This is a genomic window from Cyanobium sp. L1E-Cus, from assembly GCF_024345755.1.
Taxonomy (GTDB): Bacteria; Cyanobacteriota; Cyanobacteriia; order PCC-6307; family Cyanobiaceae; genus Cyanobium_A; species Cyanobium_A usitatum.
Window position 1 is genome coordinate 137,869 of record NZ_JAGQBS010000005.1, and the last position, 25,847, is coordinate 163,715.

The following is a 25,847-nucleotide window of genomic DNA, read 5'->3' on the forward strand; positions in this document are numbered from 1 at the left end:
GACTAGATGTTAGCAATGGCATCACCCGCACCGAAGCCCGTGCCCCTGCGCCCCGCTGATCTGGCGAGCCGCAAGCAGGCTGGCCTGCCGATCACGATGCTTACGGCCTGGGATGCCCTCTCTGGCGCTCTGGTGGCCGAGGCGGGCGCTGATGCGGTGCTGGTGGGGGATTCCCTGGCGATGACCGTGCTGGGCCACGCCACCACGCTGCCGGTGACCCTCGAGGAGATGCTGCACCACACCCGGGCCACGGCCCGCGGCCTGGCCAGCAGCTGCGGCCCTGGGCAGATGCCCCTGCTTATTTGCGATCTGCCCTTCCTCAGCTATCAGTGCAACCCAGATGACGCAGTAGCTGCCGCCGGCCGGGTGCTCAAGGAGACCCCCGCCGCCGCTGTGAAACTTGAAGGCGCCGAGCCTGAGACCCTGACCTTGATCGACCGGTTGGTGCGCAGCGGAATACCGGTGATGGGCCACATCGGCCTGATCCCCCAGTCGGTTCATCGGCTGGGCTACCGCCGCCAGGGCAACGATGAGGTCAGCCGCGAGCGACTGCGGCGCCAAGGCCTGGCCCTGCAGGCAGCGGGTTGCTTCGCCCTAGTGCTTGAACACGTGCCCGCCGATTTGGGCGCCTTGCTGCAACAGGAATTGGATCTACCGGTGATAGGCATCGGCGCCGGCGAGGGCTGTGATGGCCAGGTTCGGGTCACGGCAGACCTGCTGGGGCTCACCAGCCGCCAGCCCCCGTTCAGCCCGCCGCTGTTGCAGGGTCGTGCCCTGGGGGTGGCAGCGCTGCAAGGCTGGATCGCCAGCCAGCGTCACCCTGCCCAAGCAACTGCTCCTGCTCCTGCCACCAAGCCAGTAGCTCCCTCAGCACCCCATTGCTGAGGGCCAGGCCAGCTGGATCGCTGAGTCGCCAGCGGGGCCCCTCAATCCGCAGCAGCCCCTCACCTATCCAGGGATCCAAGTGGCTGCGCAAGGCCACAAGCGCCGCTGGCCCCAGACCCGCCTGGGCCAGCAGCGCGGGCATGGAAACCCCCTCGCGGCGGCGCAACCCCACCAGCAAGCGCTCATCTAGCGGCATTCCTGGGCAAGCCTGACCAGCGCTAGCGGGCGACGAGCCCGGCTGGGCCAACCAGTCGGCGTAGGCCTCGCGGGTGCGCGGCCGGGCCAGGCGCTCGCCCCAGGGCGCCGCGGTGGCTCCCATCCCAAAGCCCCACCAGCCGGCGCCGCTCCAATAGACGCGGTTGTGGCGGGAGGCATGGCCTGGGAGGGCGAAGTTGGAGATCTCGTAGTGGCCGTAGCCAGCGGCGCTGAGCTCGGCCCAGGTGAGCTCCATCAAGTCGGCGCCTAGGTCGGCATCGGGGAGCTGCAGCTGGCCGCGATCGTGGCGCTGGGCAAACACGGTGCCGGGCTCCAGGGTGAGGTCGTAGACGGAAAGGTGGGGCGGTGCCAGGGCAATGGCTTGCCGCAGTTGGCGGCGCCAGTGGCCCAGGTCCTGACCCGGCAGGCCCTGGATCAGATCCAGGCTCCAGCTGCTGAGGGCCCCGCCGCCCAGGGCTTGGGCCAGCCAGCCGGCGGCCTCCAGCAGGTCCGCGCCGCGGTGGCGGCGACCCAGCCCGGCGAGCACGGCATCGTCAAAGCTCTGGCCGCCCAAGCTCACCCGGTTTACCCCGGCCTGCAGATAGCCAGCCAGGCGATCCTGGTCAAAACTGGCTGGATCAAGCTCCAGGCTGATCTCAGCTCCAGGAGCCAGGCCAAACCGGCAGCTCAGTGCCGCCAGCAGGGACTCCAGCTGGGGGGGCGTCAGCAGGGAGGGCGTACCGCCACCGAAATACACCGTGGCAAGCGGGGGGCCGGGGGGCGAGGCGGCAATCTCCTGCAGCAGCAGGCTGAGGTAGGCCGCAATCGAGGCCGACCCCGGCGCCGGCGCTTCCCCGCCGGCAAGGTCGCCCAGGGGCACCACCGGAAAGTCGCAATAAAAGCAACGCCGGTGACAAAAGGGGATGTGCAAATAGGCACTGCGCGGCGGCCAGAGCAGGGCGGCTGCCAGGCCTGGAGCTGGGGCTGGGACTGAAACTGGATGGGGAAATTGAGCAGTCACAACGACAGGTGCGGAAACCCCTTCAGGCCAAAGGCACCGAAATCAGGCATGCTGCATCCCAGATCAGTTGGGTAGCCACGCACGACGGGAATGGTGGACTCCCTCATCCTGATCCTGTTTGTGATCTCTGGCGCCGCCGCCGGGTGGCTGGGGGTAGACCTGCTGCCCGAGCAGCTGCTGCTGCAGGTGGACAAACCAGAAGGGCTGCGCACCGTGCTGGGCGGCTTCGGTGCCTTCTTTGGAGTGATCGCTGGAGTTTTCTTCCAGCAGCTGCGGCGCAAACTGATGCAGCAGGTGCGCACCATGCCCACCGACCTGCTGGTAAGCCGCGCCGTGGGCCTGATCCTCGGCCTGCTGGTGGCCAACTTGCTGCTGGCGCCGATCCTGCTGCTGCCCCTGCCCTGGGAGGTGATCTTCGTCAAACCGCTGGCGGCGGTGCTCAGCAACGTCTTTTTCGGCGTATCGGGCTACAACCTGGCCGAGGTGCATGGCCGCACCCTGCTGCGCCTGTTCAACCCCAGCAGCACGGAGGCGATGTTGGTGGCCGATGGGGTATTGCAACCGGCCAGCGCCAAAATCCTCGACACCAGCGTGATCATTGATGGCCGCATCCGCGGCCTGCTCGCCTCAGGGCTGCTGGAGGGCCAGGTGATCGTGGCCCAGAGCGTGATCGATGAGCTGCAGGCCCTGGCCGACTCGGGCAACGCCGAGAAGCGCGGCCGGGGCCGCCGCGGCCTCAAGCTGCTGAGCGAGCTGCGCGAGCAGTACGGCCGGCGGCTGGTGGTCAACAGCACCCGCTACGAAGGCAACGGCGTCGACGACAAGCTGCTGCTGCTCACCGCCGACACCGGCGGCACCTTGCTCACCGCCGACTACAACCTGGCCAAGGTGGCTGAGGTGAAGGATCTCAAGGTGCTCAACCTCAGCGAGCTGGTGATCGCCCTGCGGCCCGAGGTGCAGCCTGGCGACGAGCTACAGCTCAAGATCGCCCGCGATGGCAAGGAGGCCGATCAGGGCGTGGGCTACCTCGACGACGGCACCATGGTGGTGGTGGAAGGCGCCCGGGGCCGCATTGGCGAGCGGCTGCCGGTGGTGGTCACCGGAGCCCTGCAAAACCCCACTGGCCGGATCGTTTTCGCCCGGGGCGAAGGAGCCCCAGCCGAGGCCAATGGGGAGGCCACCGCCAAGCGCAAACCACGGCAAGAGCGCAGCAAGGCCAATCCGCAGGCGGACGGCCCCCGCTAGGCTCCGCAAACCTGCTTCCATCAACCGCGGATGTCGGTTTCAGCCCCCTACTACGGCGATTCCGCGGCCATGCGCACGCCGCCGCCCGATCTGCCCAGCCTGCTGCTGAAGGAGCGAATCGTTTATCTGGGCTTGCCCCTGTTCAGCGACGACGACGCCAAGCGCCAGATGGGCATTGACGTCACCGAGTTGATCATTGCCCAGCTGCTCTACCTGGAGTTTGACAATCCGGAGAAACCAATTTTCTTCTACATCAACTCCACCGGCACCAGCTGGTACACCGGCGACGCCGTTGGCTTTGAAACCGAAGCCTTCGCCATCGCCGACACGCTCCGCTACGTGAAGCCGCCGGTGCACACCATCTGCATCGGCCAAGCAATGGGCACCGCAGCCATGATCCTCAGCGCTGGCACCAAGGGCCATCGGGCCGCCCTACCCCACGCCTCAATCGTGCTGCACCAGCCCCGCAGCGGCGCCCGCGGCCAGGCAACCGACATCCAGATCCGGGCCCAGGAAGTGCTGCACAACAAGCGCACCCTGCTGGAGATGCTTTCTCTCAACACCGGCAAGTCGGTGGAGCAGCTGTCGCGCGATTCCGACCGCATGACTTACTTCACCGCTGAGGAAGCCAAGGAGTACGGACTGATCGATCGGGTACTCACGAGCCTGAAAGACCTTCCAACCGCTCCGCCGGCCACGGCAGCCGGCCTGGGCTGAGCCACCTTCTGGCAGCCACCGTCAGGCAGCCAGCCCCCCCCCCCCAGGCACCCCGCGTTCCACCGACCACCCCAACCAAACCCATGCCCATCGGCACCCCCAGCGTTCCCTACCGCCTCCCCGGCAGCCAGTACGAGCGCTGGGTTGACATCTACACGCGGCTGGGCGTGGAGCGAATTCTCTTCTTGGGCTCGGAGGTCACCGACGCAGTGGCCAACGCGCTGGTGGCCCAGATGCTCTATCTGGATTCGGAAGACAATTCCAAGCCGATCTACCTGTACATCAACTCGCCCGGAGGCTCGGTGACCGCGGGCCTAGCGATCTACGACACCATGCAGTACGTCAAGAGCGACGTGGTGACGATCTGCGTGGGTCTGGCCGCCTCGATGGGCGCCTTCCTGCTGGGCGCTGGCACCAAGGGCAAGCGGCTGGCCCTGCCCCACAGCCGGATCATGATTCACCAGCCTCTGGGCGGCACCAGCCAGCGCCAAGCCAGTGACATCGAAATTGAGGCGAAGGAGATCCTGCGCATCAAGGACATGCTCAACCATTCCATGGCCGACATGACTGGCCAACCCTTCGAGAAGATCGAGAAGGACACCGACCGCGATTACTTCCTCAGCGCCGCCGAGGCCAAGGAGTACGGCCTGATCGATCGGGTGATCGCCCACCCAAGCGAGGCCTGAAGGGCGCCTGCGTAAGCTCAGCCTCTGCCCTGTCCAGAACCGACGCCTCGATGGCCAAGCTCTATTACGACACCGACGCCGACCTTTCCCTGCTTGATGGCAAGACGGTGGCCATCATTGGCTACGGCAGCCAGGGCCATGCCCACGCGCTGAACCTCAAGGACAGCGGCGTCAACGTGGTCGTTGGGCTCTACGAAGGCAGCCGCTCGGCAGAAAAAGCCAAGGCCGATGGCCTGGAAGTACTGAGCGTCGCCGACGCCTGCGCCAAGGCCGACTGGATCATGGTGCTGCTGCCCGATGAATTCCAGAAGGCTGTTTACGACAAGGAAATTGCACCTCACCTCAGCGCCGGCAAGGTGCTGAGCTTCGCCCACGGCTTCAACATCCGCTTCGAGCTGATCAAGCCGCCCGCGGATGTGGACGTGGTGATGATCGCCCCCAAAGGCCCCGGCCACACCGTGCGCTGGGAATACCAGAACGGCATGGGAGTGCCGGCCCTATTCGCCATCGAGCAGGACGCCAGCGGCCACGCCCGTGAGCTGGCCATGGCCTACGCCAAGGGCATCGGCGGCACCAGAGCTGGCATCCTCGAAACCAACTTCAAAGAAGAGACCGAAACCGACCTCTTCGGCGAGCAGGCCGTGCTGTGCGGCGGCCTCTCCGAGCTGGTCAAGGCCGGCTTCGAAACCCTGGTGGAGGCTGGCTATCAGCCCGAGCTGGCCTACTTCGAGTGCCTGCACGAGGTGAAGCTGATCGTCGATCTGATGGTTAAAGGCGGCCTCACGGCCATGCGCGATTCGATCTCCAATACCGCCGAGTACGGCGACTACGTGAGCGGCCCGCGCCTGGTCACCGCCGACACCAAAGCGGAGATGAAGCGCATCCTCACCGACATCCAAGACGGCACCTTCGCCCGCAACTTCGTGGCCGAGTGTGACGCCGGCAAGCCGGAGATGACCAAAATCCGCGAGCGCGATGCGGCCCATCCGATTGAGCAGGTGGGCAAGGGCCTGCGCTCAATGTTCAGCTGGCTGAAAACGGCCTGATCCAGCCCCTGCTCAGCAATCAACTGTTCAGCAACCCCCTGCTGCTGGTTGTCCTCGCCTGCGCCCTCGATCGCCTAATGGGGGACCCGCGCTGGTGTCCCCATCCGGTGGTGGTCATGGGCTGGTGGATCACCGTGCTGCGCCGCGGCGCTGAAGCCTGGGCGGGCAACAGAGCCTGGAAGCTGCGGCTGGCGGGCGGCTTGATCACGCTGGTGCTAGTGGGCTGCAGCGTCTTGGCGGGCTGGGGAATGGAGCGGCTGGCTCCTACGCCGCTGCTGGTGGTGGCCCTGGCCAGCGCTCTTGCCGGCCGCAGCCTCGAGCAAGCGGTGGGTGGGGTACTGAAAGCTCTGCCTAATTCCGTACAAGCTGTACAGAAACAGACAGAACAAAACCAGATAGAACAAAACCAGACAGACCACTCTGGCGACAACCCAACCCAGGCAGCCCTTCAGCCAGCCCGCCGGGCCCTTGCCTGGATAGTGGGCCGCGACACGGCCGATCTCGACGCCCCGGAAATCCTGCGGGCCCTGGCCGAAACGGCCAGCGAGAACGGCGTGGACGGTCTGTTTGCGCCACTGTTTTGGATGCTGCTGGGGGCTGGGCTCTGGAGCCTCAACCCCTCATGGCCCGGCCCCCTGGCCCTGGCCTGGGGCTTCAAAGCAGCGAGCACCCTGGATTCAATGCTGGGCTACCGCCGCGGGCGCCTGCGCTGGCTGGGCACGGCGGGAGCCCGCCTCGATGACCTACTGGTTTGGCTGCCCTGCCGGTTGGTGGCGGTGAGCCTGCCGCTGGCGGCTGGCCAGCCAGGCCGCAGCCTTGGGGTACTGGCAGCGGCCCGGCGCGATGGCGCCGCCGACCCCTCACCAAATGCGGGGCTATCCCAAGCCGCCTACGCCCACGTCGCCGGGGTGCAGCTGGGGGGCAGCAATAGCTATGGCGGCCAAATGCATCGCAAGCCCCTGCTTGCCGCTGGGCTGCCAGCGCCGGATCAGGCGGCGGTACTGCAAATGCTGCAACTAAATCGGCGGCTTGAGCTGATATGGCTCACTGCTGCCGCTGCAGTGGCGTTCATCACGAAAACTCTCAGCTGATTGCCCCTGCCCCTGCCCCTGACGAAGCTGCAAGCAGATCATGGAGAACATGGCAATTCGCGAGCTGCTCGAAGATGCCCTCAAGGAGCCGAACATCGGGCTAACCCCTTGCTTTAGCTGGCACGCCACACCTGTAGGGATTGCAGCCCTGTGGCAAGCCGGGGCAGCGCCAACAGCTCCTCCCTATGAAGATGCCCTCAAGGAAGGTCTGCAGGTAGGGCTCGATCTAAGTCGCGAAGAGCGGGAGTTTCACCAGCTCAATTCAGGTCTGGTGTTGCTGTTTCACAGCTAGGCCTGCTGGCGGAAACACCAGCGCCCATTGATGCAGCGTCCAACTGACGCATCCCTGAACGATCAGCGGATCTGTTCGAACAAGGGCCTCCGCTTCTTCCCAACTGGCTGCCGTAAACAGCAACATGCCGCCAGCCCCATCGCCACTGCGGCCGACCCGATCGGCCCAATAACCACTGCGGGGCTCATGGCCCTTGCGTTCTAGTTCTGCCAGCCAGGCCAGATGGGCTGGAATCACGGCGTCGAATTGGGGCTTAGAAACCAGACCCAGCTCCAACTTCACAAAGGTGAGGCGCATCTTTTAAACCTCTTTGGCGGTGCGTTGCCGGCGGCACCTTTCTGAGCAGTAGCGCACCTCATCCCAAACATCCCTCCACTTGCGCCGCCACTGAAAGGGCCGCTCACAAACGGGGCAGATTTTGGTGGGACGGTTCTCGTGGTGGGGCATCTCCAGGGGCTCGACGCAGATCAGGGATGGAAATTTAGGCAACCGAACCCAAATCCAGATCAGGGAAACGACAAAAAGCGACCTAACCGTAGTAGGATTGTGAAGATTTCATAAGACGGCCATGTTGTTAAGCATTTTTGGTTTCTTATTTGCGGCCCTTTCATTTGTTCAAGTCCCCCAATGGGACAACGACTGGACCAAATGCTCGGTGGCAGTTCCAGACACCGCTTGCCATTGGTATGTGGTCAACCCTGACAACACATTTGGCAAAGGATTCAGCTGGATCACCGCTCCTGAATACGACGTAACTGCATTAAGGGACATCGGCATCCAACACGAGGTAACCGTGGCGCAGGGCTTCCAAACGACTGTAGAACTTATGAATGCATCAGCCGAAGTCAAGTACGGCGACAACTACTAAAGTCAGGTTTCGGACCAGAACCAGAATCGGCAAGTCGATAACTTCATCGAGAAAAGCATCTTAGGATCAGCATAAATTTTGCTATACGCAAATATCAACCTCTAATACTCACACCGCTAATGCTAAGAAAAAGTAGAAAAATATATTTGCTCCAAGTCGCATAGTATTCAAACTCTCCAAATCCACTGCAGCGCAGCGATATTTCGTCTGCTACTTAATTTCTTAAGACCATGGGATGTGCTGAAATCCCATTTTGACGGCTTATGGGGTTATGGTTTGCAGACATTAAATCAGTCGTCCTTGCATCAGGGTGGCCTCAACACCCTGCCATGGACTCTTCAATTCTGTTTGCCTTAAACTGGAATTCGCTCGGCGAGCTAGCAACCGAAGATCTTGAGTATGTGCTCAACTCAATGGCCCATGCCATGGATTCAGGCAAAGAAGAGTTTTGTTCGCTTTACAGCAAAGTGAACGTCCGTGCTTGACTCGCAAAATCAATTCCGATTAGCTATTGGCCCCTGAACAAGTGGTTGGGCAACATGCAACGTCTAAAATTACAAGGATATTACTTTTGACGCCTTAAGCAATTCGCAAGGTTCTCCTTGGCGATTGCCAGTGCCTCCTTACAGGTCTCCTTATCGTCCTTATCAATATCGCCCTGCTCGCCACGAAGACGTTGTTCTAGAAAATCAATTTCCTCCTGCCAGTGCTCGGCGCCCATATCAAAGACAGGCAGCTCCACATCATTGGCATCGTCGTCGACCAAAGAGAAATCGTCGTCCCTCATCTTAAGTAGTGATGGAATTCAACCCAAGGATGCCGCAGGAAGCAGGAAAAGGAAATCCCCTGTAAACCCACAGACCGGCTACTGCTGCGATCACCAACTCAATTCCACAACTGGCACTCGAAAACCTGCCAAAAATGCCAAAGAAGCAGGGTTCGCTCACAAAATCCCTAGCGCTTTCGACTCCGCCAGGGACATGCTTCCCGTCGCTCATCACGACTCACTTACGCTTTTAGGCGTTTACACTCGCTGCATGGAATATCGGCGCCTCCTGGACTGAACACCACTGTGGTTGATTTAAACCAAAAAATAATACGTCAGGCGCCAAACTTGAGAACCACTTCGACAACTAAAAGCCCCACTAGGGCGACAAAGACAAGAAGCGAGGGCGAACCAGAGAAATCCATACCGACTCCGCTGAATTCATCCTTTCTAAAGCAAATTCATAAGAGCGCCGTAGCGATATATACAGCGGAAACCAGTTGAACATTCCGCAGGCTTCTCCTCCCTTGACCTGGCAACCCTCCATGCCCTGCCACACTACAACCACACGATCCAGCGGTTATGAACGAACAGCCAGGCTCTCCAAAGCAGTTAGGCAGTCGCCTTGGCGAGGAGACGGTTGAAGAGCATAGGGAACTACTTACCAAAATTGGTAGCGATAGCATCCTAAAAGCACCTGCAATCAAAGGAAGCATATACTTCTATATCAATATTTGCGGCGATGGCACTCAAAGCAAAGAGGAATTAATTGACGACCCAACTGCGCTAAATGCTGCGATTGAGCATATTGCAATTGAGATAAAATACGAAAACAAGCATCACCGATGGCTCTCCCAGCTACCCCAGGCATTAAAAATATTGGAATTTGCAGCAGAACACTTAAGCCTAAATAATAATATTACGCCTGACAATATTAGCATTAATGCTGAACTCAAATGGCGGGACGAGAAAGATTTTGAAAACATCATTCATCTTACGCAAAGCAAAGGCAATGCCGAATGGCAGGTGTCACGATTTGCCTGATAGAGCCATAGCCTGCTTGGCTCTATCAGGCAAGCAACGATTGTTAAAACGACCATCCCGGTGCTCCAAAGCAGTTCGGCATCCGTGTCAGTGAGGAAACAATGAAACTGGTCTCTGCATAAGCGGAGAGGGTGGGATTCGATTTGAAAACAACATGGGTTGCCCTGGAATGGATTAGGAGAAAAAAGACAGCAATCTCATCTTGAGATCTAACAAAACATCTCACAAAACCAGACGAGATTCACTGAACCTGAGTGGGATGCCATGGGGCAAAGATTCGTGTAACTCAACAGAAGGTTCCGATTCCGACTTCGGTGCTGTTGTAACCTGAGATTCCCCCCTGAGGAATCAGACCCTGATGAATGGGGCAGGTGGCACAGGAACGGCAGCAGGCATCGCACAAGAGCAGATACGCAGGCGGCAATCGCCTTGATCCAATACGGAGACTGGATTTAGGATTGATAGATGGACCACCGGCGCCAAGGACTGCTCAAAGGTCTGCTTGCTGCAGTGATCTTTGGTCTGAGCGCCCCGCTGGTCAGCACCTTGACCTCAGCAGGATCGCCGCTTGCCCTGGCGGGACTGCTCTATGGGGGATCTGCACTGGCACTGCTGACGGCAAGGGCAGTGCGGGGGCAAAGCACTCAAGAGAGTTCGGTCAAGCGCCAGGACCTGGGGATGCTGGCGTTGCTGACCCTGCTTGGCGGCATTGCTGCTCCCATCTGCCTGGTCAGCGGGTTGGCACTCCTGTCAGCGGGTTCTGCGTCCTTGCTGCTGAACCTGGAAGCGGTGTTCACGATGGGGATTGCTGTCCTGATTGGCAGGGAACACCTGAGCGGCAAAGGCACTGCGGCAGCGGCACTAATCATTGCTGGGGCATTGGTCATCGGGAGCGGCACCGCTTCAGGAACGACCCTTCATGGAGCGGTATTTATCGCCCTGGCGTGTCTTGGATGGGGCATAGACAACAACATCAGTCAGCGCCTGAGCATCAGAGACCCGATGCAGATCGCTTTACTGAAATCGGTTGGAGCATCAGTGCCGATGCTGCTGCTGGCAGGACTAACAGGGGCAAGGTTCCCAACCCCCATGGAGGTCGTGGTGCTCCTGGCGATTGGCGGAATCGGATATGGACTTTCGATCTGGTTGGATCTGCTGGCGCTGCGGGAGTTGGGCGCTGCCAGGGAATCAGTGATTTTTGCGACGGCACCATTTGTTGGAGCAGGGTTTGCTGTCCTTGCCCTCAAAGAAGCACTCAGCGCCAACATGATTGCCTCTGGCGTCTTGATGGTGGTTGGAGTTGTACTGCTGCTCAATGAAGACCATGCACATTGGCATCGCCATGACGAGGTGTGGCATGAACACAAACACCTCCATAACCCTGGCGACCAGGACCAGCACCATGCCCACCAGCATCCCAATGACGAAGCGAACGGGGTGCGAACAGATGGTGCCTACTGGCACTCTCATCCGCATCGGCACGAACCTATTGCCCATGCCCATCCGCATGTCAGCGATGGGCACCACCGTCACCAGCACTAAGGGAGTGGTGTGACCGTCAACCCGACAAAACTCCAAAACCTCCGTGGGCAGACCCTGCTGTTCCCTTGCTTGGAAACGGGATTCGTGACCACTGTCGGTCTTTGCAATTGGCGCCGGAGCGGGTCTGGCAGAAGAATCAGCAGGCGGCGTGATGATTGAGAGAGGACGCTGGCGAACAACCAAGGACAAAAGGAGACAGGTTTAGTTTTGCAAAATGCGGTATTCCTCCAGCGAAGACTCCGCTATCACTCAGCAAACACAGGTCATGAACTTGAAGAGTCACTTTGGAACTGTTGCCGCCATCGCAGTTCTGGGCGGTTATGCAGCAACGGTACTCCCAAACGCCAATGCACAGCTTTCCCCCAATTGCGAAAGAAATGGCAAGCGTGACTACTGCGCGATCACTCCTATTGCAGGTGCCACAACTGAAAAGCAATCCTTTGATATGATTACTTTCGCAGATCACTCGGTCTACGAAATAACAAGAAATCTTGAGTCCTGCAAAAAGATCTCAGAAAAGGTGCAAACCTGTAATGTAAAAATCATCACGCCGCCTGGAAACGCTAAAACTATACCCGCCTTCTACAGAGGGACTTTCTACGAGGGTGGAGTCAAGCACGAATATGTCGGGAAAGGTATTCATTTGACTTATTTCTTCCTTGACTGAAGACATACGAGTGGGTTCCGAATTACGCCGAGCAAAAATTTTTGCACTGTGCCTTGGGTTGCTGGTGATGGGTGGTTGCGGGATTAAGGCAAACCAGTCGGGATCCAGTGCCTGCAGCAATGGAGGCAACTCCTGCGCCGCTGCCCAGGCGCCACCAGGAATGCGCCAAGCCCTCAAAGGTCACAGGATCGTCAGGGCGCAGTGGGTGGAGAAGACCAACAAGGAATCGGGCGCACCAGACATCGGAATGAAGGCGGAGTGGGAACCCATCACAGAGAGGCGCTGACAGCAGATCAAAAGGATTGAACCGCAAAATGTGCAGATATTTTTGGTTTTAGGTGGATTCACCTGGACCACCTACTCCCCAAAAATCCAGATACAACAAAGGGTCTGGACGAACCAGACCCTTTGAAAACTCTTGAGAAGCGGAGAGGGTGTCCGTCGAGTTCGGTCTTATACGGACTCTCTCAGACCTTTTTCAGGTGTTGGGGTACGAATTACCCCAACATTTACCCCACCATCTATTTCCTTCCGTGAACTCGACGGAAGACGCAAATCGCTTGCGCCAGAACAAATCTGGGCATCTAACCTACCCCAACATCACTCACCCACCCTCAGGACACCACCCACGCTTGACCTCCTGCGATACCACCCACTGAGAGCACCGCTTAGTCAGGTGCTCGCCTTGGAGAATCAGACCCTGATGAATCGGAAGGGTCAGCGCGTCTTGCAGTAACCAGACCCCGCATAACTGGAACCTACTGGGCAGGAGGTGCCGCCACTGCCACCAGCAGGGAAGAACTGCTGCCCTGGTTTGGTGGCAAGGCAATACCCGCTGCCCTTGTAACTGGAACCGCCTGGGCAGGAGGTCCCACCACTTCCGCCAGCAGGGAACATCTGCTGAGCAAGGGCAGAACTGGTCATCAGAGCAAGGGATGCCAGAACGCCCGTCAGACCAGTAGCAATGACGCTCTTCATCGGTGTTCGGGCGAAGAGAGAGAGGAGTGGGGCGTGAGCAACGGGGACGAAATCTCCGCCCACTTCCTCGACCTATGGACGGGTCGAACACCGCCATAGAGGGATATTTCAGTCAGGCACTGGTATTGAGCGCGAGCATGGGCAAGGTTTGTTCACAAAAAAATCCCTGGCGTGTTCGACTCCGCCAGGGACATGCTTCCCGTCGCTCATCACGACTCCCTAACGCTATTAGGCATTTACACTCACGCCATGGGGTGATTGCCGCAGGTCTTCAGGCGGACACACTCAAAGCACTACCCACCTTCAGAACACCACCCAACCGCCACCTCCTGCCTTGGCACCCACTGGGAACACCGCCTGGTCAGGTGCTCACCTTGGGGGATCAGACCCTGATGAATCGGACAGGTCAGCAGGGTGACGCAGTGCCTGCCGACCTCGTAGCGAAAGTGCTGACAGGTGATACAGACGCTTGAGGAGCGGGATGGTTTGAGGACATTCCACTCAAGGAACTCCCATTCCTCAGAGGAGACGGCAGGTGGCACAGGGCGGGCAGCAGGCATCGCACAAAAGCAGATACACCTGTACTACTCGCCCTGAGGTGGTGGGGTCAAGGAGTCCATTGAGTCCCTTACCGCCAAGGCAGTCGCCAACAGCGGAAAGCGTCCATACCCTTCAAGCAGCGCCAGAAGATTCCGATGAAGCACCTGCTGGTCGTCACAGGCGTGTTCCTGCTCCCCGCTGCTATTCACGCCCAGGAACCCAAGATCCAGTGCCCTGGAGAGAACACCGTGGAGATGCGCTATTGCGCTGGTCAGTCCTGGGAGCAATCCACAGACCAGTTGAAGCAAAAGGTGCCCAAGGCACTTTTTAAGCAGTGGCAGGAGACAACCCGAGCGGTCTGTGCTCACGCCTATGCCGCCTACAAAGAAGGCAGCATCTACCCGCAGTTAGTGGTGGGGTGCGACGACAACCTCAATCGGGCACTGCTACAGGCGCACTGATCTCTTCTTCGTTGACTAAGAGTGCAGAGCACTGTTTTCAGTCTTGAGAATCACTTGCCAATGCTTGCTCCAGAATATACGAAGCAAGATTACTCAAAGATCTCCCTTCCGCACGACTTCTCATCATTAGTTTCCTCGCTGTTGCAACGGAAATTGTAACTGTAATCCGCTTGTGAGAGAGGGAAATAGTCTCCTTGCTCGGATCTTCATCAACCTCTGAAGAGACATTCATATGCCGCTCCCCTAACCTCAGCAAAACGCCATTATTACTTTAGCACGAGATACCAGTAACCGTGGACATTTATAACTAAAGGTCAAACAGTTAAGAATCATGTTGTTCGGCATTCTGGGCAATGATGGCGGCAGCGATTTGGTCGATGGACCTACCAGTCCTGTCGCTAATCCGTTGCAGGTAGGCAAGCACCTCTTCTGAGACCTCAAGGTCTATGCGACGTGGAAAACTATCTGGGTTTAATTGGTAGCGGTCACTATTGTTGTTGTGGGCAACCATTTGCTGTCACCGAAGTCGTGGATTCTTGGCAGTTGACTAATGGAAGAAAGAATGGCATGGAGATTTGCGGGACGATTGCCTACTCTGTACACTCTAAGCAAGAACCTTTAACACACTCATTATATCCTAAATTACGCCACTTCTGAATAATCCGCAATAGAACCTCACGTCTTAGCACCGACTGCGAAAACCTCTGAGGCGGTGCTCCCCTTGAAGAATAAGACCTTGGAGAGTCGGGTAGATCAGAGGTGCCTCCTCCCCCAAAGAGCACTTGAAAGACCCGCCTTGGCGCCTTGAATCAAATCAACCTTCAAGTGCCCTTAGGGCGTCTCTTTATTGTTTTTGATTCTGGATCACAGGAATTGCAATAAAATGAAAATTTCCTTACAAAAAAACGAATTGCCTGGAAATGCTCGGCGGTTAGGAGTTTGACTTCTCCGCAATTCGTGCATCTTCTTGTTGAAATTGGGGTCAAAAGGAATGCCTCACTTGGTGCGACGCTGGTTGCGTTGGTGATGCACTATGCAGCATTATGCATCATCAAGACCCTGGAGCAGGAGCGCCACTCCATAGACGCTGTACTACTGAGCACCTTTGGCGATGCCGAACTCCGCTTTGGTGTTCGTGCCCCTGGCGGTTGGGTTCTCAAGCAGCGGTCACGAACCAGTTGGGAATACGACTCCGAAGTCAGGGATGCCAACAAGGGTCTTCAACAGCAGGCACAGGGCGGGCAGATACACCTATACTACTCACGCTTGGGTGGTGAGGTCAAGGAGTCCATTGAGTCCCTGATCGCCAAGGCAGTCACCAACAGCAGAAAGCGTCCATAGAGTGCGTTTACGACTTCGCACAAGACCCAAATGAAGCGCCTGCTGCTTCTTGCTCTGACCACTGGAACCCTGCTGATGGGGACTGCTGCTTATGCCCAGTGCTGCTGCTGCGGACAGATGAATGGGCAACCAGGTGCAACACCTCAGGAAGGCGTCAAGAAGTAGGTCTCTTGCCCCTACGCCGTCCTAGACCTCTTCAACGCCTTTCTGCCGTAACGCTTCTGGACTGCTGGCAACAGCGACTGCTGCACCTGCCACATAAAGGCATCCACACGCTCCCGTCGTTCAGCAGAAGAGGCGATGTGCTCCGAGAAGGCACCTGCGTGGCACAGATCCACCAGCAGACCAACCTCATCCTCGCTGAGACACAAAAGGTGATCGGTTCCAACTGATGTAACCCGCATAGTCCTGGCGTTCAGTGAACTCAGTTGTCCTGCTGAGGTGCAGAGACGGCAGTAGGAACATTGAGACCATCAAAGAGTTGCCCAAGCACCGTTGCCATCCTTGGAGGTAGTGCTGCGCCAGCAATGGACTGAGAAGCAAGCACAATCAGAGCAGACGCCTCAACAAGCGCCGCCGCTTCTGCGTCACTCAGAACGAGTAGATGCTCACCATCCGAGTGCGTGATCCGCATACCGTTGCAATTGCGACCAAATCCAAGGTAAGCGGAATTCGCTAGTTAAGGCGAGGTTATCCAGTCCCCATATGGGGACAATAATTGAAAAAGGATCAGACGAAAGAACCTAACCTGGGTAAGTTTTAGTGAAATACCTGAACGGTGCCAGGCATCCCCACGACCATCAAACCCATCAAACTCCAAAACCTTCGGGGGCAGTATCTGCTGTTCCGTTGCTTGGAAACGGGATTCGTAACCACCCCTCCAGCACTCACCCGCTACCAGAGCGGAAGGGGCATTGACCCGTCACGCAGAGAACTGGTGGGCGAGCGACCTTCCACCTGGATCAAAGAAGTGCCTACGACGCCCTGTGAGCACTGCGGAATGGTCGTAAGGGGCAACCAATGGACATTCAGACAGCACAAGCAGACCAAGCGTTGCCAGAGGGCACAGGCAGCAGCGTGATGAGCAACCCCCTCTGGATGCTGGTGCCCTGGTTGGTCTTTGCCCTTGCTGCAAGCATCAAGTGCTGGCGTCTGAAGGGGATCTTCCGCATGAATCGGCGGCATGCCCTGCAGAACCGAACGCCTGCGGCAGATGCTGGAGGGTATCTGGGAGAAGGATCAGCAGGCGGCGCGATGGAGCGCCTGGGAAGAAGCAGGCATCGGACAGACGAATACACCTATACTAATAAATGAGAGCGGTTGATAGAAGCACTGGTTGGTCAGGGCAGGATTTACACTAGACATGCATATCCGCAGAGTTGAACCATGGGAGACCGTATCGCTTCGACACTTGGGGTTGTTATTGTTTCTTCCCTTGCAATCATCTTTCCCGCGCAATCCCAGGCATATGGTTGCCGGTGCCAGATGACACAGGACATGAACGCTCGAATGCAGGGATACGTATACATATGCTGCAACGCAGATGGGATGTGCCAGTACGCACAGACGCCTCCTCCCGGTTGCTTGCTAGGAGGATGGTAAAAGCAAATCGTTCGACTATCATCCAACAGGCAATGGAATTAAATTACAATTGCCGCACACTCGAATAAAATGGTTAATTCATCCGGAACAAATGAATCCGGAGAAGCGCACGCATTGCCCGACATGCGATACCCGCAAGAACTCATTCAGCGGGATTTAACATGACACAGGATGCAGAACACAGGCAAGTTACTTGCACAATTCGACTTAGCATGAAAGAACTGGCAATGCTAGAAGAATTACGTTTGGAGTGGGGAATGGACACGAGAGGTAAAGTATTGGAATCAATTCTGAAAAGTGTTCTCAATACGGATCCTTAGAATTTCCCTATAATCAATAAGAGGTGGCAGAAAGCAACAGACGACACACGTCAACCCGAACACACTGAAAAACCTGCGAGGGCAAGAACTGCAGATCCCACAAGCATCCTCCTAAGCATTGGCATCCCAATAAGCAGAGGCGCAATGGTTGCGCTCCTATCTGACCGCAGGTGCCGTCCAATGCTCACAACGGTTAATGGACGCCAACTGAGCAAGCAACAGGACTTGCCAGACCCTGCAGACACCAGCAGTTCCATTGCAAACGCTGAAGTTCTGGCAGTTGATGCAGCGAGGAGCAGGTGACGCCATATATGACGGTCGGGCAAGCGTCCATCGTAAATCTTGGTGGTTCTATGCACCCACTGCATAACTGGTAGAACGCTGCACCTTGCGGCAGGAGAGAAAGCACCTAGCGCATGGAGCACCTAACAAGCAAAAACTCGAAACCTATAGACTAAGCATTGCCGTCTGGCATAGCAGGCAGTAATGTTGCTCTCATGGCATGTATAGGAAAGCAGGCATGAAACTACTGCGGGGTCTTGGCATCGGAATAGCAATAACTCTTACGGCGCTGACCACACAGGCAAAAGCGGACTTTGGGACTGCTGATGTCGGCAACAAAAACAATGAAACAAAGATATTTGAAGCGTGGTGTGGAGAGAGAGGAAATGACTGCAAAGTCAAGTTTGACACACAGTCGATACTAATAAACGAGAAAGACGAGGTGCTCTACAGGAGAATCAAAACTTTTTTCTACAATGCGAACAATGGCGTTTGCAACGCATACGGGTTTTGGTGCATCGGGAGGAAGTACTCATTTGATATAGTTTACATAAAGAACGACGGTAGTGAAAGTGTTGGGAAAATAATATTCGCAAAAGAAGATGTCGCCTTGCGCTTCATGACAAACCTCAAGTTATCGACTGGAATCATGCATGACAGGGGCGATCCAAGATGCGAACAAGGTCAGATATTCCACGAAGGAATTTGCCTATCTCCTAACACGGCGGCAGAAGTCAGAACCCGAGAGAAGGAATCAGCAAATGCAAGCAATGCAGTTATTGAGCATGGAAGGGCGATTGGCACAGGACTAGCAGTACAGGGTGAACTTCAGAGAGAGGGATTGGAGTCTGCAGGGAATAGCATTCAGCAAGGATTGGGCAATATAAAATTACAACAAAATACGGGCGTGATCATCGTTCCAAGGTGATTCGACTATTTCAAGTAAAATCAAAAAAATCTATACATTCAAATGTCTCAAGCAAAGTCAGTTGCCAAGATTGTACTTACCGCAATAGCGGTAGTCGGTGGTGTTTGGGCAGGCGCCAAAAGAGCGCATGGAATGAAAAGAGAGAAACAGATAAGAGAAGATGACGCAAGGCAGTATAGAGAAGATCAAATTAAACGGATCAGAGAGGAGTCGGGAAATTTAAATTCGCATTACTCATTCCGTGATACAACAGGCATTCAGGATGTCATGGAACTGTTTATTGAAGTGGAGGCGGATAACGGCGAGTGGCAATGCGTCGAATCCGCTGGCATGCAGGACTTCTTTAGTCATCCTGAAGCGATTAGTCAAACCAGGAAAATAGCGAAAGAATATAGTTCTAAAGCGAGGTTGGTAGACAAATATCAAAATCTTTACAGTCATTGCGACGAGAATGGTGTGTTCTGGAATTTATCAAGTTGATTTCATGATTAAAGAGAGGCAAGGCAGGCAATTCCAATCACAATCGATATCTGTAAGAGCATACAGAAGGAGCAAACAACAGGAATGCAAAATTTTAGGTTAACGGTATTCTACGCAATTCGGTACATCTCAAGATGAAAAATTTATTCCTTCTTACCTCCAAATCCCTATGTTGGCACATGTTCGCCGTTGATGACGAGCAATTAATTTGCCACTACATCTGCATCGACAAGAATGATGTCATTGCTCAGAAAGTGTTATCAAAACAGCAAGCAAGAGTCGAATGGAGGCGTATTCGCCAAAGTGGATTTTTCCCCAGAAACGAAAAGGAAGTGACTAGTGGAATATTAACATCACATTTTCACCAAAGATACAAAGAATTTTGCAAGTGGAAAAATGGTTCATTAGTAGCGCCGTTTCAAGAGAGAATAACTGAATATGACAATTCCGAGCATTTGCGATATTTGGAAAATGCGATAAAGACCGAAGACTGGGAAGGTTATCAAATCTGGGCGCACGAGCAAGGAGACATAGGGTCAGTAATGAATAATTACGAACCACAACCTATTATTTCGCTGGATGCCCTAAATGAAAATTCATCGTCGATAACGGGAGAAATCGGTGGAGATGTTGACAACTACTGGAATCGAGAGGGTGTATTTGAAGAGGCAACAAATATGGATGATCGGGACGAGTAGTAAATATACTTATGGCAAAGCAGGCAAAACGCTGCTCTTGCAGCGAGAATGGGCACAAGCGACCAGTCCCCGTGACCTCAGCGACCTTCACCACACCCGAAGCAGACGAAGACGAAGAGTTGGATCTGAGTGACCTGCTCTTGGAGGTGCTTCCTGGTGACGGCAGTACATATCAATAGATGCAAGAGTAAGACAATCAGGCATTAACCGCTATCCTGTAACCACCGCTTCTAAAAGACATGGATTTGATTGACCATCTCCAAACACTTGCCAAGCGAGCAAAGGAAAGTGCAGATAATCTCCAGAACGAAGAGGCGACCAAAATGGCGCTTATAACGCCGTTTATTCAGGCACTGGGATATGACATATTTAATCCGTCAGAAGTGATGCCCGAATACTCCGCCGACTTCCCAGAAATCAAGCAAGGAGAGCGGGTAGATTACGCCATACTTGAAAACGGAAAACCCAAGATTCTCATTGAAGCAAAACCATATAAAACCAACCTTAAAGACACTGAAAAAGGGCAACTTGCCAGATACTTCCATGTAACAGAGGCAAGGGTAGGCATCCTCACCAATGGCAGGATATATCAGTTTTACTCTGATTTGGACAATACAAATGTGATGGATCCAACTCCATTTGCAGAGATTGATCTTCTTGATCTCTCAAATGCGCCAGTCAAGGAGATCAAGAAACTTACAAAGTCAATGTATGACCTTGCAGGTTTGCTTGATTCAGCAGAAAGACTCAAATATCTAGGCGGGGTAAAGGAGGAAATCAAAAAGGAACTGCAGGATCCAAGTGAATGGTTTATCAAGGAAATGGCGGGCAGGGTTCACAGCGGTAAGCGAGTGACATCAAGCATTCAGGAGCAATTTAAACCAATCGTGCAGGAGGCATTACTTGCTTACATTAATGATCGGGTAAATGACAGACTAAAGTCAGCGATTGAGGTCGGGCAACAAACTGAGGATGCTGCCCCCATAGAATCTCCAAGCGAACAAAGCGTTAACAGCAACGGCGTTGAAACAACGGCAGAAGAAACCGAAGGTCTCTACATTGTTAGAGCAATTTGCGCCTCAGACATAGACCCCTCAAGACTTCTAGAGAAGGATACTAAGACTTACTTTAATATTCTGGTTGACGGCAACACCTGGAAATCAGTAGTTCGCCTTTACTTCAATGGCGCAAATAAAAAGGTTGAGATATTTGACGATACAGAACCCAAATTTGTAGAACTTGGTTCGGCATCAGACCTGTATTCATGCAGTGACAGAATTCGTGCATCTCTCAGAAAGAGACTTGGGTAAGGAAGGGGATTACGCCTCAACAACCTCCAACAGATCCTCAATCCCACAATCCAGCACCGTCACAATCTTGGATGCCAAATCCAATGACAGTGCTGATGCCGCCTTCTGATCGTTCCGTGCCAGTCGGGTGATGGTCGTTGCCGCTACTCCTGCCGCCACTGCCAGACCATTCATCGTGATTGCCTTCTCACCCGCCTCTGCCCTACGCAGATTTGCCTTGGCAAGTGCCTTGGCGAGGGTCAGACGAACTTGCTTTGCCATAAGAGGCACAATACCTCAAGTGCCTTAACAGGGCAAAGCAGTACTTTCTGCCTATGCTCCCGTGCCTGACACAGAGAGCAGAGTATTAGGCACCAAACCTAAGCACTGCTTGAACCACGACAAACCCCACCAGGGCGACTAAGGCAAGAAGTGATGGGAAACCAGTTGCGACCATACCGACTCCGCTTACGACCCCATTTCTAAAGCAAATTGGAAACGATGCCGTAGCGATACACACAGCAGAACTCAACGGAACATTCCGCAATCCAAAAGCGCACTACGCATCATACTCAGTTCCATATGCTATGATTACTGCGGTGAAGGCAAGAGGTTCATTAGAAACCCGCCATCTCAACCCACTCCAGAATCCCAAAGAGGATCAGACCCATGCCGACCGATTTCTCCAACATTGACCTTGCGACCCTCAATGCTGCCCAGGGCGTGATGGTTGCTGCTCTTCGTGACCGCTGCTGCCAGTGGGAACAGGATTCTGCTGATGCTGCTGCGGGCGGAAACCTCAGTGCTGCCTCAATGATTCAGCACTGGGCATTTGCTGCTGACCTGCTTTCCACCACGATCAGCACTGAGTTCACGAATCTGTTCTCCCAGGCACTCACTGCCCGCTTTGGTGACCTGACCCCCACTACCCACCGCTCAGTTGCCGATCAGGTGCTGGATGCTGTTGCTCTGGAGATCGCAGCATCGCAGGAGGTGCCTGAACTGGTTGCCATGTGATGTCTTTTGAGTATCCAGCACTAAGTCTGCCAGGCAGAGCGCTATAATTTCAGTGTTGAGGGGCAAAAAGAAACTCGAAGAAGTTCTGCCCCTCCAACACCCTTTCCCAGAATCCCAACAGAGGATCACAGATGCGCTTCCTTATCTCTGCTGGTGCTGGTGGTCTTCCCCGCCAGAATCAAACCACTCGCCCCACCAGCAATGGCATACGACCATCCCGATGCTCCTAAGCAGTTCGGCATTCGCCTCAGTGAAGACACGATGAAACTGGTCTCTGAAATCCAGCATCACCGCCAGCGCACCTATCAACCCATCACCCTCGCTTCCATCGTTGAGGACGCCATTCAGTGTCACTACAACCGCTTGGTGAATGAGGGTGCAATCAAAAATGACTGATGACACCACCGATCTCACGGTCTGACCTTCAGCGGGTTCTCAAGACCCTGCCGCCAGAGGCACCAGACCCATTCCCCCATCTGGCAGACCTCAATGCTGACCAACTGATTCAGCGGCGGGTGGAGGTCGCAAGCACCATCAAGACCCTGGAGCAGGAGCGGCAGGTGATTGATGCTGAACTGCTTTCCACCTACGGCGATGCTGAACTTCGCTTTGGTGTTCGTGCCCCTGGCGGTTGGGTTCTCAAGCAGCGGTCACGAACCAGTTGGGAATACGACCCAGAAGTTCGGGATGTCATTAAGGGTCTTCAGGGTCAGGCACAACGGGAAGGGAGGGCACAACCGCTGGTGAGCACCTATCTCTGCTTGACCAAAGAGGTCTGATACTCCCGACTTGCATCAAACGCTAAAGACCTGCTGTAGATGGGCGATGGGATTGGCACCCTCCTCACCACCAACAAACCAAAACTCCGTGCTGCCACTTCTCAGAAGGGCACGGAAGTCATCAGCATCAATCAAAATCCCGCAGTGCTCCGCTAAGGCAACCATCTCTTCTGGGGTGCTGGCGGCATAGAACTCACGCCCCAACTCTGGTTCCTCATCCATCCGATAGAGGAAGTGATCCAAGGCATCCAGTAGCGGTGAGGCGGAGCAATCCACACTTGGCGCTCGTGCACCAAGGAACGCTACCAAGGCATCGGCAAACCACAGCAGAAGGCAACTAAGACAGAGTGTTTAATGCTATACTCTATGCACAGAACTCCACAGAGGGTCAACTCAATGCTCAAGACATCAAGCAACGGCACCCAGGCAACCGCCTCCACTGCCATCAAGTTCTCTCTCCGACCCACTGCCGAAACCTTGGCGGATCTGTCACGACCCATTGATCCTCGCCACCTCAAGACCCGAAAGCAGGGCACAGCAACCCTGACCTACTGCCCCTGGAACACCATTGCCCGCCACCTTCACCATCGTGCCCCTGGTTGGTGCTGGGAGGTTCAGTCAGTTCAGGAGGTTGGTGGTGCCGTTGTGGTCACTGGACGCTTGACCATCCCCACCGCTGATGGTGACCTGCTCCACTACTCGGCAGTGGCATCGGAACCATTGGAATCAAAGTCCCAGGCACCCGCTGCTGAGGTTGCTGCTTCATCTTGCTTGAGAAGGGCAGCGGCATTGGCAGGGTTGGGGTTGGAGTTGTGGGGGTGATTCAACTAAAAACTATTTGAGGTGCTCATAAGTTGGGTTCGTGCGTTGAGAAGCGGCATCGCCCGAAACGAACGACTCATCGGTTAAGATAAGGTTAAACCAGCAGCGAGAAGGCACGGTGTACGAAGATCTTTCTACTTTTGAAAGGACACTGGCAAGGTTTGGGGACAAGGTAAGTCTTATAGCAGGACTGGAGTTATCAGGAAAACTATCGCCTGAAGATGCTTATCAGCAGATAAAGACACTATACAAGGATTTAAAGGATCAAAGGAGGCAAGAAAAGGGTAATTGGGAAGTCAACTGATTGTCCTCATTGCTGATGGAGACATTCTCCATTGCTCAGTATCGGGTCTTGGGTTTGAGTTGTGGGGTTGATCCGATGACCATCAACATTGAATGGCAAGACCAAAACGGTAACTGGCATCACTACCAGAGCAAGCAAAATCAGGCGGATGCCTATCGGGTTGCTCAGCATCGTGCTGAGTCAACAAAGAAGCGCCATCGCCCGGTGGATGACGATGGGCGCTTGTTGGATTGCATCTCCTAAAGGGGACTTTCTTGATTAGACAAGAAACTCAAAATAGTCGTTCGAATAGTCAATACCATTCTCGATGTAAATCATATCCTCCTCTTCAGTCGCTTGGGGATCAATACCGTGATACGCCCAGAATTCCTGCTGGGCAATATCGATCAAGGAGTCACAGACCTGACGCCAAGTATAGTTGTCTTTCTCATAAAGCAACTGAAATGCTTCGTATACGGTCATCTGAACTGTTTCTTTTGTAATTTTCACAATAATTAGGGGATAATGTTAACATTTACTTGGTCAAGGTCATACAATTTCTAGCGGTATGTCGCCGAACAAGATCACGAATTGCCTTTTGCTTGATTGCTGACGATCGCACTAGTCCTATGCAAGCATTATAGGATGAGCAAACTATCTTGTCAACCCCTATTCCGGAATGCGTTGAGGTTCAAGGCGCCGCAACTGGTCTTACTGATTCTCCTAGATAAGCACTTGAGTCCGGAGGGTCTTAATGCTGCTGGCGGTAAGAACCCATGGATGCAACTGCTTTCTATGCACATAAACTCTATGCCTACCCAACAACGGGCACGATCCACAGGCAAACATCACAGACTTGTGCATCAATCAGGGGCACTTCTGGACTTGATTGATCCATAAGACCCCGTAGAGATTCCTACAAGGCGCTCTGGTGCCTTGCAGTTGCGTCTCTTGCCAGTAGTGCCAGAATGGTATCTCTCACGCCTATATGCCTCTCCCAGCGCAGGATTGAGGGCACTAATCAGATTGCTGAAGTTCATCACTGCTTCATAACAAATCATGCTACGCAGGACTCACCCCGAGCAAGCAATTTATTATTTGATTTTCAAGTTTCATAAATTCATTATACAGCATTTTATCACTACTGTCAACACAGGACTTGACAAGATGGCATTTTGGCAGTAGAATAGGTTTGTTCCGGATAAAGATAAGGACTGAGCACTTAAAGGTCTCCAAGATACTCCAAGACCCTAAGGAATCAAATGCAATAGAATGCCGAAGGCAATGCTCGAAGAGCATTCTATAGAGTATTCAATAGAATCTGGACAGGTTCAATCCGGCAATAACGGGTACTCAATAGTTCTTTTAAATATAAGACGCTGATTCATCCTGCCTGCCGTTAAGCGAGCACTGTATCATCAAGGGCAGTAAGCGATAAACTTGTCTATATAATCTGTAGAGACAAACTTATCAGACTCGCTTAATTCGACAGAGGGAGAATCCAGTACCTGATATTTCATAAGACTGGTAGAGGCGGGTCTAATGCTCTGAGGAATAAGGAGTGCAAAGAAATCGCCAAGTTTCATCAAAACTCAAAGACCTCCAAGACTCAATACAATCCCAGAGACCGCTACAGGACCTCCAGCAATGCTGAGATCAACCAGAAGACAGGAACATAAACATGACATCAACTACAACAAGGATCAATCATAAGCGACCTGCGATAGCAGATTCCCGACCGAAGGGAGGGAATGCACAACAACCTCTTCAGGATAATCAATACCGGAAGGAACTTGAGACCTACATCCAATCCCAGTGGGACATTAAACAACCCGATTGGTTCATTACAATCCAATGGACGCCAGCACCTTATACCTTTGAACATGCATCACATCACTCTAGACACTTCAGGAACATCTTCTTAAGCAGTATTTACTCCTGCTCCCTGAAGAAACTTCCACG

31 protein-coding genes and 1 pseudogene are annotated in these 25,847 nt (G+C 54.6%); 23 read left to right on the forward strand and 9 right to left on the reverse strand.

Annotation, left to right across the window (positions count from 1 at the left end; genetic code table 11):
* Positions 1–45: 45 nt before the first annotated feature.
* On the forward strand, positions 46–885 hold the full coding sequence (gene panB / locus KBZ22_RS06635; protein WP_106501676.1) for a 3-methyl-2-oxobutanoate hydroxymethyltransferase: 840 nt from the start codon (positions 46–48) through the stop codon (positions 883–885).
* Here the strand turns inward: panB and hemW are convergent.
* Positions 842–2,038, reverse strand: a pseudogene (gene hemW, locus KBZ22_RS06640) (radical SAM family heme chaperone HemW); the annotation flags it as partial. The gene panB and the pseudogene hemW overlap by 44 nt on opposite strands.
* 153 nt (positions 2,039–2,191) lie before the next feature.
* Here hemW and KBZ22_RS06645 point away from each other — a divergent pair.
* The 6 genes from KBZ22_RS06645 (at position 2,192) to KBZ22_RS06670 (ending at position 7,178) form a co-directional block, all read left to right on the forward strand.
* Positions 2,192–3,346, forward strand: a complete 1,155-nt coding sequence (locus KBZ22_RS06645; protein WP_106501402.1) for a PIN/TRAM domain-containing protein — start codon at positions 2,192–2,194, stop codon at positions 3,344–3,346.
* Positions 3,347–3,376: 30 nt separating this feature from the next.
* Entirely contained in the window at positions 3,377–4,063 is a 687-nt protein-coding gene (locus KBZ22_RS06650) for an ATP-dependent Clp protease proteolytic subunit (protein WP_106501401.1), read from the forward strand.
* Positions 4,064–4,146: 83 nt separating this feature from the next.
* On the forward strand, positions 4,147–4,749 hold the full coding sequence (locus KBZ22_RS06655) for an ATP-dependent Clp protease proteolytic subunit (RefSeq protein ID WP_106501400.1): 603 nt from the start codon (positions 4,147–4,149) through the stop codon (positions 4,747–4,749).
* Between the two features lie 29 nt (positions 4,750–4,778).
* Positions 4,779–5,795, forward strand: a complete 1,017-nt coding sequence (gene ilvC, locus KBZ22_RS06660; RefSeq protein ID WP_254969498.1) for a ketol-acid reductoisomerase — start codon at positions 4,779–4,781, stop codon at positions 5,793–5,795.
* A complete protein-coding gene (locus KBZ22_RS06665; RefSeq protein ID WP_396094809.1) occupies positions 5,795–6,886 on the forward strand; it encodes a CobD/CbiB family cobalamin biosynthesis protein in 1,092 nt (363 codons plus the stop codon). The genes ilvC and KBZ22_RS06665 overlap by 1 nt, the downstream gene beginning before the upstream one ends.
* A 49-nt stretch (positions 6,887–6,935) precedes the next feature.
* The gene (locus KBZ22_RS06670; RefSeq protein WP_106501675.1) at positions 6,936–7,178 is read left to right on the forward strand and encodes a hypothetical protein; all 243 of its coding nucleotides are present in this window, start codon (positions 6,936–6,938) and stop codon (positions 7,176–7,178) included.
* Here KBZ22_RS06670 and KBZ22_RS06675 read toward each other — a convergent pair.
* Both KBZ22_RS06675 and KBZ22_RS06680 read right to left on the reverse strand, forming a co-directional pair.
* Positions 7,149–7,475, reverse strand: a complete 327-nt coding sequence (locus KBZ22_RS06675) for a YciI family protein (protein WP_106501397.1) — start codon at positions 7,473–7,475, stop codon at positions 7,149–7,151. The two genes, KBZ22_RS06670 and KBZ22_RS06675, sit on opposite strands and share 30 nt — an antisense overlap.
* Before the next feature lie 3 nt (positions 7,476–7,478).
* Positions 7,479–7,625 carry a DUF2256 domain-containing protein gene (locus tag KBZ22_RS06680; RefSeq protein WP_106501674.1) on the reverse strand — a complete coding sequence of 49 codons (147 nt, stop codon included), beginning with the start codon at positions 7,623–7,625 and terminating at the stop codon, positions 7,479–7,481.
* Positions 7,626–7,746: 121 nt separating this feature from the next.
* Between KBZ22_RS06680 and KBZ22_RS06685 the strand changes: the two genes are divergently transcribed.
* Entirely contained in the window at positions 7,747–8,046 is a 300-nt protein-coding gene (locus tag KBZ22_RS06685; protein ID WP_106501396.1) for a hypothetical protein, read from the forward strand.
* 329 nt (positions 8,047–8,375) lie between these two features.
* Positions 8,376–8,531 carry a hypothetical protein gene (locus KBZ22_RS06690; protein ID WP_161956093.1) on the forward strand — a complete coding sequence of 52 codons (156 nt, stop codon included), beginning with the start codon at positions 8,376–8,378 and terminating at the stop codon, positions 8,529–8,531.
* 80 nt (positions 8,532–8,611) lie between these two features.
* On the opposite strand, the gene KBZ22_RS06695 is transcribed toward KBZ22_RS06690, so the two are convergent.
* Complete coding sequence (locus KBZ22_RS06695; RefSeq protein ID WP_106501395.1) at positions 8,612–8,833, reverse strand: hypothetical protein; 222 nt, start codon at positions 8,831–8,833, stop codon at positions 8,612–8,614.
* Between the two features lie 561 nt (positions 8,834–9,394).
* On the opposite strand from KBZ22_RS06695, the gene KBZ22_RS06700 reads away from it, so the two are divergent.
* From KBZ22_RS06700 to KBZ22_RS06720, 4 genes are all read left to right on the forward strand, one after another.
* Positions 9,395–9,856 (forward strand): hypothetical protein, encoded by a 462-nt coding sequence (locus KBZ22_RS06700; protein ID WP_106501394.1) that lies wholly within the window; start codon positions 9,395–9,397, stop codon positions 9,854–9,856.
* Between the two features lie 465 nt (positions 9,857–10,321).
* Complete coding sequence (locus KBZ22_RS06705) at positions 10,322–11,398, forward strand: DMT family transporter (RefSeq protein ID WP_106501393.1); 1,077 nt, start codon at positions 10,322–10,324, stop codon at positions 11,396–11,398.
* A 214-nt stretch (positions 11,399–11,612) separates the two neighbouring features.
* Positions 11,613–12,065, forward strand: coding sequence for a hypothetical protein (locus tag KBZ22_RS06710; RefSeq protein WP_127431949.1), 453 nt, complete (start codon positions 11,613–11,615; stop codon positions 12,063–12,065).
* A 1,673-nt stretch (positions 12,066–13,738) separates the two neighbouring features.
* Complete coding sequence (locus tag KBZ22_RS06720) at positions 13,739–14,044, forward strand: lysozyme inhibitor LprI family protein (protein WP_106501391.1); 306 nt, start codon at positions 13,739–13,741, stop codon at positions 14,042–14,044.
* A 37-nt stretch (positions 14,045–14,081) separates the two neighbouring features.
* Here the strand turns inward: KBZ22_RS06720 and KBZ22_RS06725 are convergent, their stop codons facing one another.
* The gene (locus KBZ22_RS06725) at positions 14,082–14,276 is read right to left on the reverse strand and encodes a ribbon-helix-helix domain-containing protein (RefSeq protein ID WP_106501390.1); all 195 of its coding nucleotides are present in this window, start codon (positions 14,274–14,276) and stop codon (positions 14,082–14,084) included.
* A 90-nt stretch (positions 14,277–14,366) separates the two neighbouring features.
* On the reverse strand, positions 14,367–14,555 hold the full coding sequence (locus KBZ22_RS06730; RefSeq protein ID WP_106501389.1) for a hypothetical protein: 189 nt from the start codon (positions 14,553–14,555) through the stop codon (positions 14,367–14,369).
* Positions 14,556–14,983: 428 nt separating this feature from the next.
* Here KBZ22_RS06730 and KBZ22_RS06735 point away from each other — a divergent pair, with 428 nt between their 5' ends.
* From KBZ22_RS06735 to KBZ22_RS06760, 6 genes are all read left to right on the forward strand, one after another.
* Positions 14,984–15,385 carry a hypothetical protein gene (locus tag KBZ22_RS06735; protein ID WP_106501388.1) on the forward strand — a complete coding sequence of 134 codons (402 nt, stop codon included), beginning with the start codon at positions 14,984–14,986 and terminating at the stop codon, positions 15,383–15,385.
* Between the two features lie 1,080 nt (positions 15,386–16,465).
* Positions 16,466–16,699: a hypothetical protein gene (locus tag KBZ22_RS06740; RefSeq protein WP_206603447.1), complete on the forward strand. Its 234-nt coding sequence runs from the start codon at positions 16,466–16,468 to the stop codon at positions 16,697–16,699.
* Between the two features lie 1,128 nt (positions 16,700–17,827).
* Positions 17,828–18,517 carry a hypothetical protein gene (locus KBZ22_RS06745; RefSeq protein WP_127431947.1) on the forward strand — a complete coding sequence of 230 codons (690 nt, stop codon included), beginning with the start codon at positions 17,828–17,830 and terminating at the stop codon, positions 18,515–18,517.
* Between the two features lie 42 nt (positions 18,518–18,559).
* A complete protein-coding gene (locus KBZ22_RS06750; RefSeq protein WP_127431946.1) occupies positions 18,560–18,997 on the forward strand; it encodes a hypothetical protein in 438 nt (145 codons plus the stop codon).
* 179 nt (positions 18,998–19,176) lie between these two features.
* Positions 19,177–19,695 (forward strand): hypothetical protein, encoded by a 519-nt coding sequence (locus tag KBZ22_RS06755; RefSeq protein ID WP_127431945.1) that lies wholly within the window; start codon positions 19,177–19,179, stop codon positions 19,693–19,695.
* Between the two features lie 239 nt (positions 19,696–19,934).
* Entirely contained in the window at positions 19,935–21,005 is a 1,071-nt protein-coding gene (locus KBZ22_RS06760; RefSeq protein ID WP_106501386.1) for a type I restriction endonuclease, read from the forward strand.
* A gap of 9 nt (positions 21,006–21,014) precedes the next feature.
* On the opposite strand, the gene KBZ22_RS06765 is transcribed toward KBZ22_RS06760, so the two are convergent.
* Positions 21,015–21,266: a helix-turn-helix domain-containing protein gene (locus KBZ22_RS06765; RefSeq protein WP_106501385.1), complete on the reverse strand. Its 252-nt coding sequence runs from the start codon at positions 21,264–21,266 to the stop codon at positions 21,015–21,017.
* A 387-nt stretch (positions 21,267–21,653) separates the two neighbouring features.
* On the opposite strand from KBZ22_RS06765, the gene KBZ22_RS06770 reads away from it, so the two are divergent.
* The 3 genes from KBZ22_RS06770 to KBZ22_RS06780 all read left to right on the forward strand — a co-directional run bounded on the left by KBZ22_RS06770 (position 21,654) and on the right by KBZ22_RS06780 (position 22,780).
* On the forward strand, positions 21,654–22,001 hold the full coding sequence (locus KBZ22_RS06770; RefSeq protein WP_254969484.1) for a hypothetical protein: 348 nt from the start codon (positions 21,654–21,656) through the stop codon (positions 21,999–22,001).
* Positions 22,002–22,154: 153 nt separating this feature from the next.
* Positions 22,155–22,397, forward strand: coding sequence for a hypothetical protein (locus tag KBZ22_RS06775; protein ID WP_255021484.1), 243 nt, complete (start codon positions 22,155–22,157; stop codon positions 22,395–22,397).
* On the forward strand, positions 22,397–22,780 hold the full coding sequence (locus KBZ22_RS06780) for a hypothetical protein (RefSeq protein ID WP_254969486.1): 384 nt from the start codon (positions 22,397–22,399) through the stop codon (positions 22,778–22,780). The genes KBZ22_RS06775 and KBZ22_RS06780 overlap by 1 nt, the downstream gene beginning before the upstream one ends.
* A gap of 15 nt (positions 22,781–22,795) precedes the next feature.
* Here KBZ22_RS06780 and KBZ22_RS06785 read toward each other — a convergent pair whose 3' ends face one another.
* Positions 22,796–23,023, reverse strand: a complete 228-nt coding sequence (locus KBZ22_RS06785; RefSeq protein ID WP_254969487.1) for a Nif11-like leader peptide family natural product precursor — start codon at positions 23,021–23,023, stop codon at positions 22,796–22,798.
* 898 nt (positions 23,024–23,921) lie between these two features.
* Here KBZ22_RS06785 and KBZ22_RS06790 point away from each other — a divergent pair.
* On the forward strand, positions 23,922–24,149 hold the full coding sequence (locus KBZ22_RS06790) for a hypothetical protein (protein ID WP_127431983.1): 228 nt from the start codon (positions 23,922–23,924) through the stop codon (positions 24,147–24,149).
* A gap of 15 nt (positions 24,150–24,164) precedes the next feature.
* Here KBZ22_RS06790 and KBZ22_RS06795 read toward each other — a convergent pair whose 3' ends face one another.
* A complete protein-coding gene (locus KBZ22_RS06795) occupies positions 24,165–24,368 on the reverse strand; it encodes a hypothetical protein (RefSeq protein WP_127431982.1) in 204 nt (67 codons plus the stop codon).
* Between the last annotated feature and the right edge of the window lie 1,479 nt (positions 24,369–25,847).

Excerpts from the sequence above, each read along its gene's own strand:
- KBZ22_RS06750 (WP_127431946.1), top strand. The coding sequence starts at position 18,560 with ATGTCTCAAGCAAAGTCAGTTGCCAAGATTGTACTTACCGCAATAGCG.
- KBZ22_RS06765 (WP_106501385.1), bottom strand. The coding sequence starts at position 21,266 with ATGGCAAAGCAAGTTCGTCTGACCCTCGCCAAGGCACTTGCCAAGGCA.
- KBZ22_RS06700 (WP_106501394.1), top strand. The coding sequence starts at position 9,395 with ATGAACGAACAGCCAGGCTCTCCAAAGCAGTTAGGCAGTCGCCTTGGC.
- KBZ22_RS06755 (WP_127431945.1), top strand. The coding sequence starts at position 19,177 with ATGTTCGCCGTTGATGACGAGCAATTAATTTGCCACTACATCTGCATC.
- KBZ22_RS06745 (WP_127431947.1), top strand. The coding sequence starts at position 17,828 with ATGAAACTACTGCGGGGTCTTGGCATCGGAATAGCAATAACTCTTACG.
- KBZ22_RS06730 (WP_106501389.1), bottom strand. The coding sequence starts at position 14,555 with ATGGTTGCCCACAACAACAATAGTGACCGCTACCAATTAAACCCAGAT.
- KBZ22_RS06680 (WP_106501674.1), bottom strand. The coding sequence starts at position 7,625 with ATGCCCCACCACGAGAACCGTCCCACCAAAATCTGCCCCGTTTGTGAG.
- KBZ22_RS06710 (WP_127431949.1), top strand. The coding sequence starts at position 11,613 with ATGCGGTATTCCTCCAGCGAAGACTCCGCTATCACTCAGCAAACACAG.
- KBZ22_RS06790 (WP_127431983.1), top strand. The coding sequence starts at position 23,922 with ATGGAGACATTCTCCATTGCTCAGTATCGGGTCTTGGGTTTGAGTTGT.
- KBZ22_RS06655 (WP_106501400.1), top strand. The coding sequence starts at position 4,147 with ATGCCCATCGGCACCCCCAGCGTTCCCTACCGCCTCCCCGGCAGCCAG.
- KBZ22_RS06780 (WP_254969486.1), top strand. The coding sequence starts at position 22,397 with ATGACACCACCGATCTCACGGTCTGACCTTCAGCGGGTTCTCAAGACC.
- KBZ22_RS06795 (WP_127431982.1), bottom strand. The coding sequence starts at position 24,368 with ATGACCGTATACGAAGCATTTCAGTTGCTTTATGAGAAAGACAACTAT.
- KBZ22_RS06725 (WP_106501390.1), bottom strand. The coding sequence starts at position 14,276 with ATGAATGTCTCTTCAGAGGTTGATGAAGATCCGAGCAAGGAGACTATT.
- KBZ22_RS06650 (WP_106501401.1), top strand. The coding sequence starts at position 3,377 with ATGTCGGTTTCAGCCCCCTACTACGGCGATTCCGCGGCCATGCGCACG.
- KBZ22_RS06760 (WP_106501386.1), top strand. The coding sequence starts at position 19,935 with ATGGATTTGATTGACCATCTCCAAACACTTGCCAAGCGAGCAAAGGAA.
- KBZ22_RS06685 (WP_106501396.1), top strand. The coding sequence starts at position 7,747 with ATGTTGTTAAGCATTTTTGGTTTCTTATTTGCGGCCCTTTCATTTGTT.
- KBZ22_RS06740 (WP_206603447.1), top strand. The coding sequence starts at position 16,466 with ATGAGCAACCCCCTCTGGATGCTGGTGCCCTGGTTGGTCTTTGCCCTT.
- KBZ22_RS06695 (WP_106501395.1), bottom strand. The coding sequence starts at position 8,833 with ATGAGGGACGACGATTTCTCTTTGGTCGACGACGATGCCAATGATGTG.
- KBZ22_RS06720 (WP_106501391.1), top strand. The coding sequence starts at position 13,739 with ATGAAGCACCTGCTGGTCGTCACAGGCGTGTTCCTGCTCCCCGCTGCT.
- KBZ22_RS06675 (WP_106501397.1), bottom strand. The coding sequence starts at position 7,475 with ATGCGCCTCACCTTTGTGAAGTTGGAGCTGGGTCTGGTTTCTAAGCCC.
- KBZ22_RS06670 (WP_106501675.1), top strand. The coding sequence starts at position 6,936 with ATGGCAATTCGCGAGCTGCTCGAAGATGCCCTCAAGGAGCCGAACATC.
- KBZ22_RS06690 (WP_161956093.1), top strand. The coding sequence starts at position 8,376 with ATGGACTCTTCAATTCTGTTTGCCTTAAACTGGAATTCGCTCGGCGAG.
- KBZ22_RS06705 (WP_106501393.1), top strand. The coding sequence starts at position 10,322 with ATGGACCACCGGCGCCAAGGACTGCTCAAAGGTCTGCTTGCTGCAGTG.
- KBZ22_RS06645 (WP_106501402.1), top strand. The coding sequence starts at position 2,192 with ATGGTGGACTCCCTCATCCTGATCCTGTTTGTGATCTCTGGCGCCGCC.
- KBZ22_RS06770 (WP_254969484.1), top strand. The coding sequence starts at position 21,654 with ATGCCGACCGATTTCTCCAACATTGACCTTGCGACCCTCAATGCTGCC.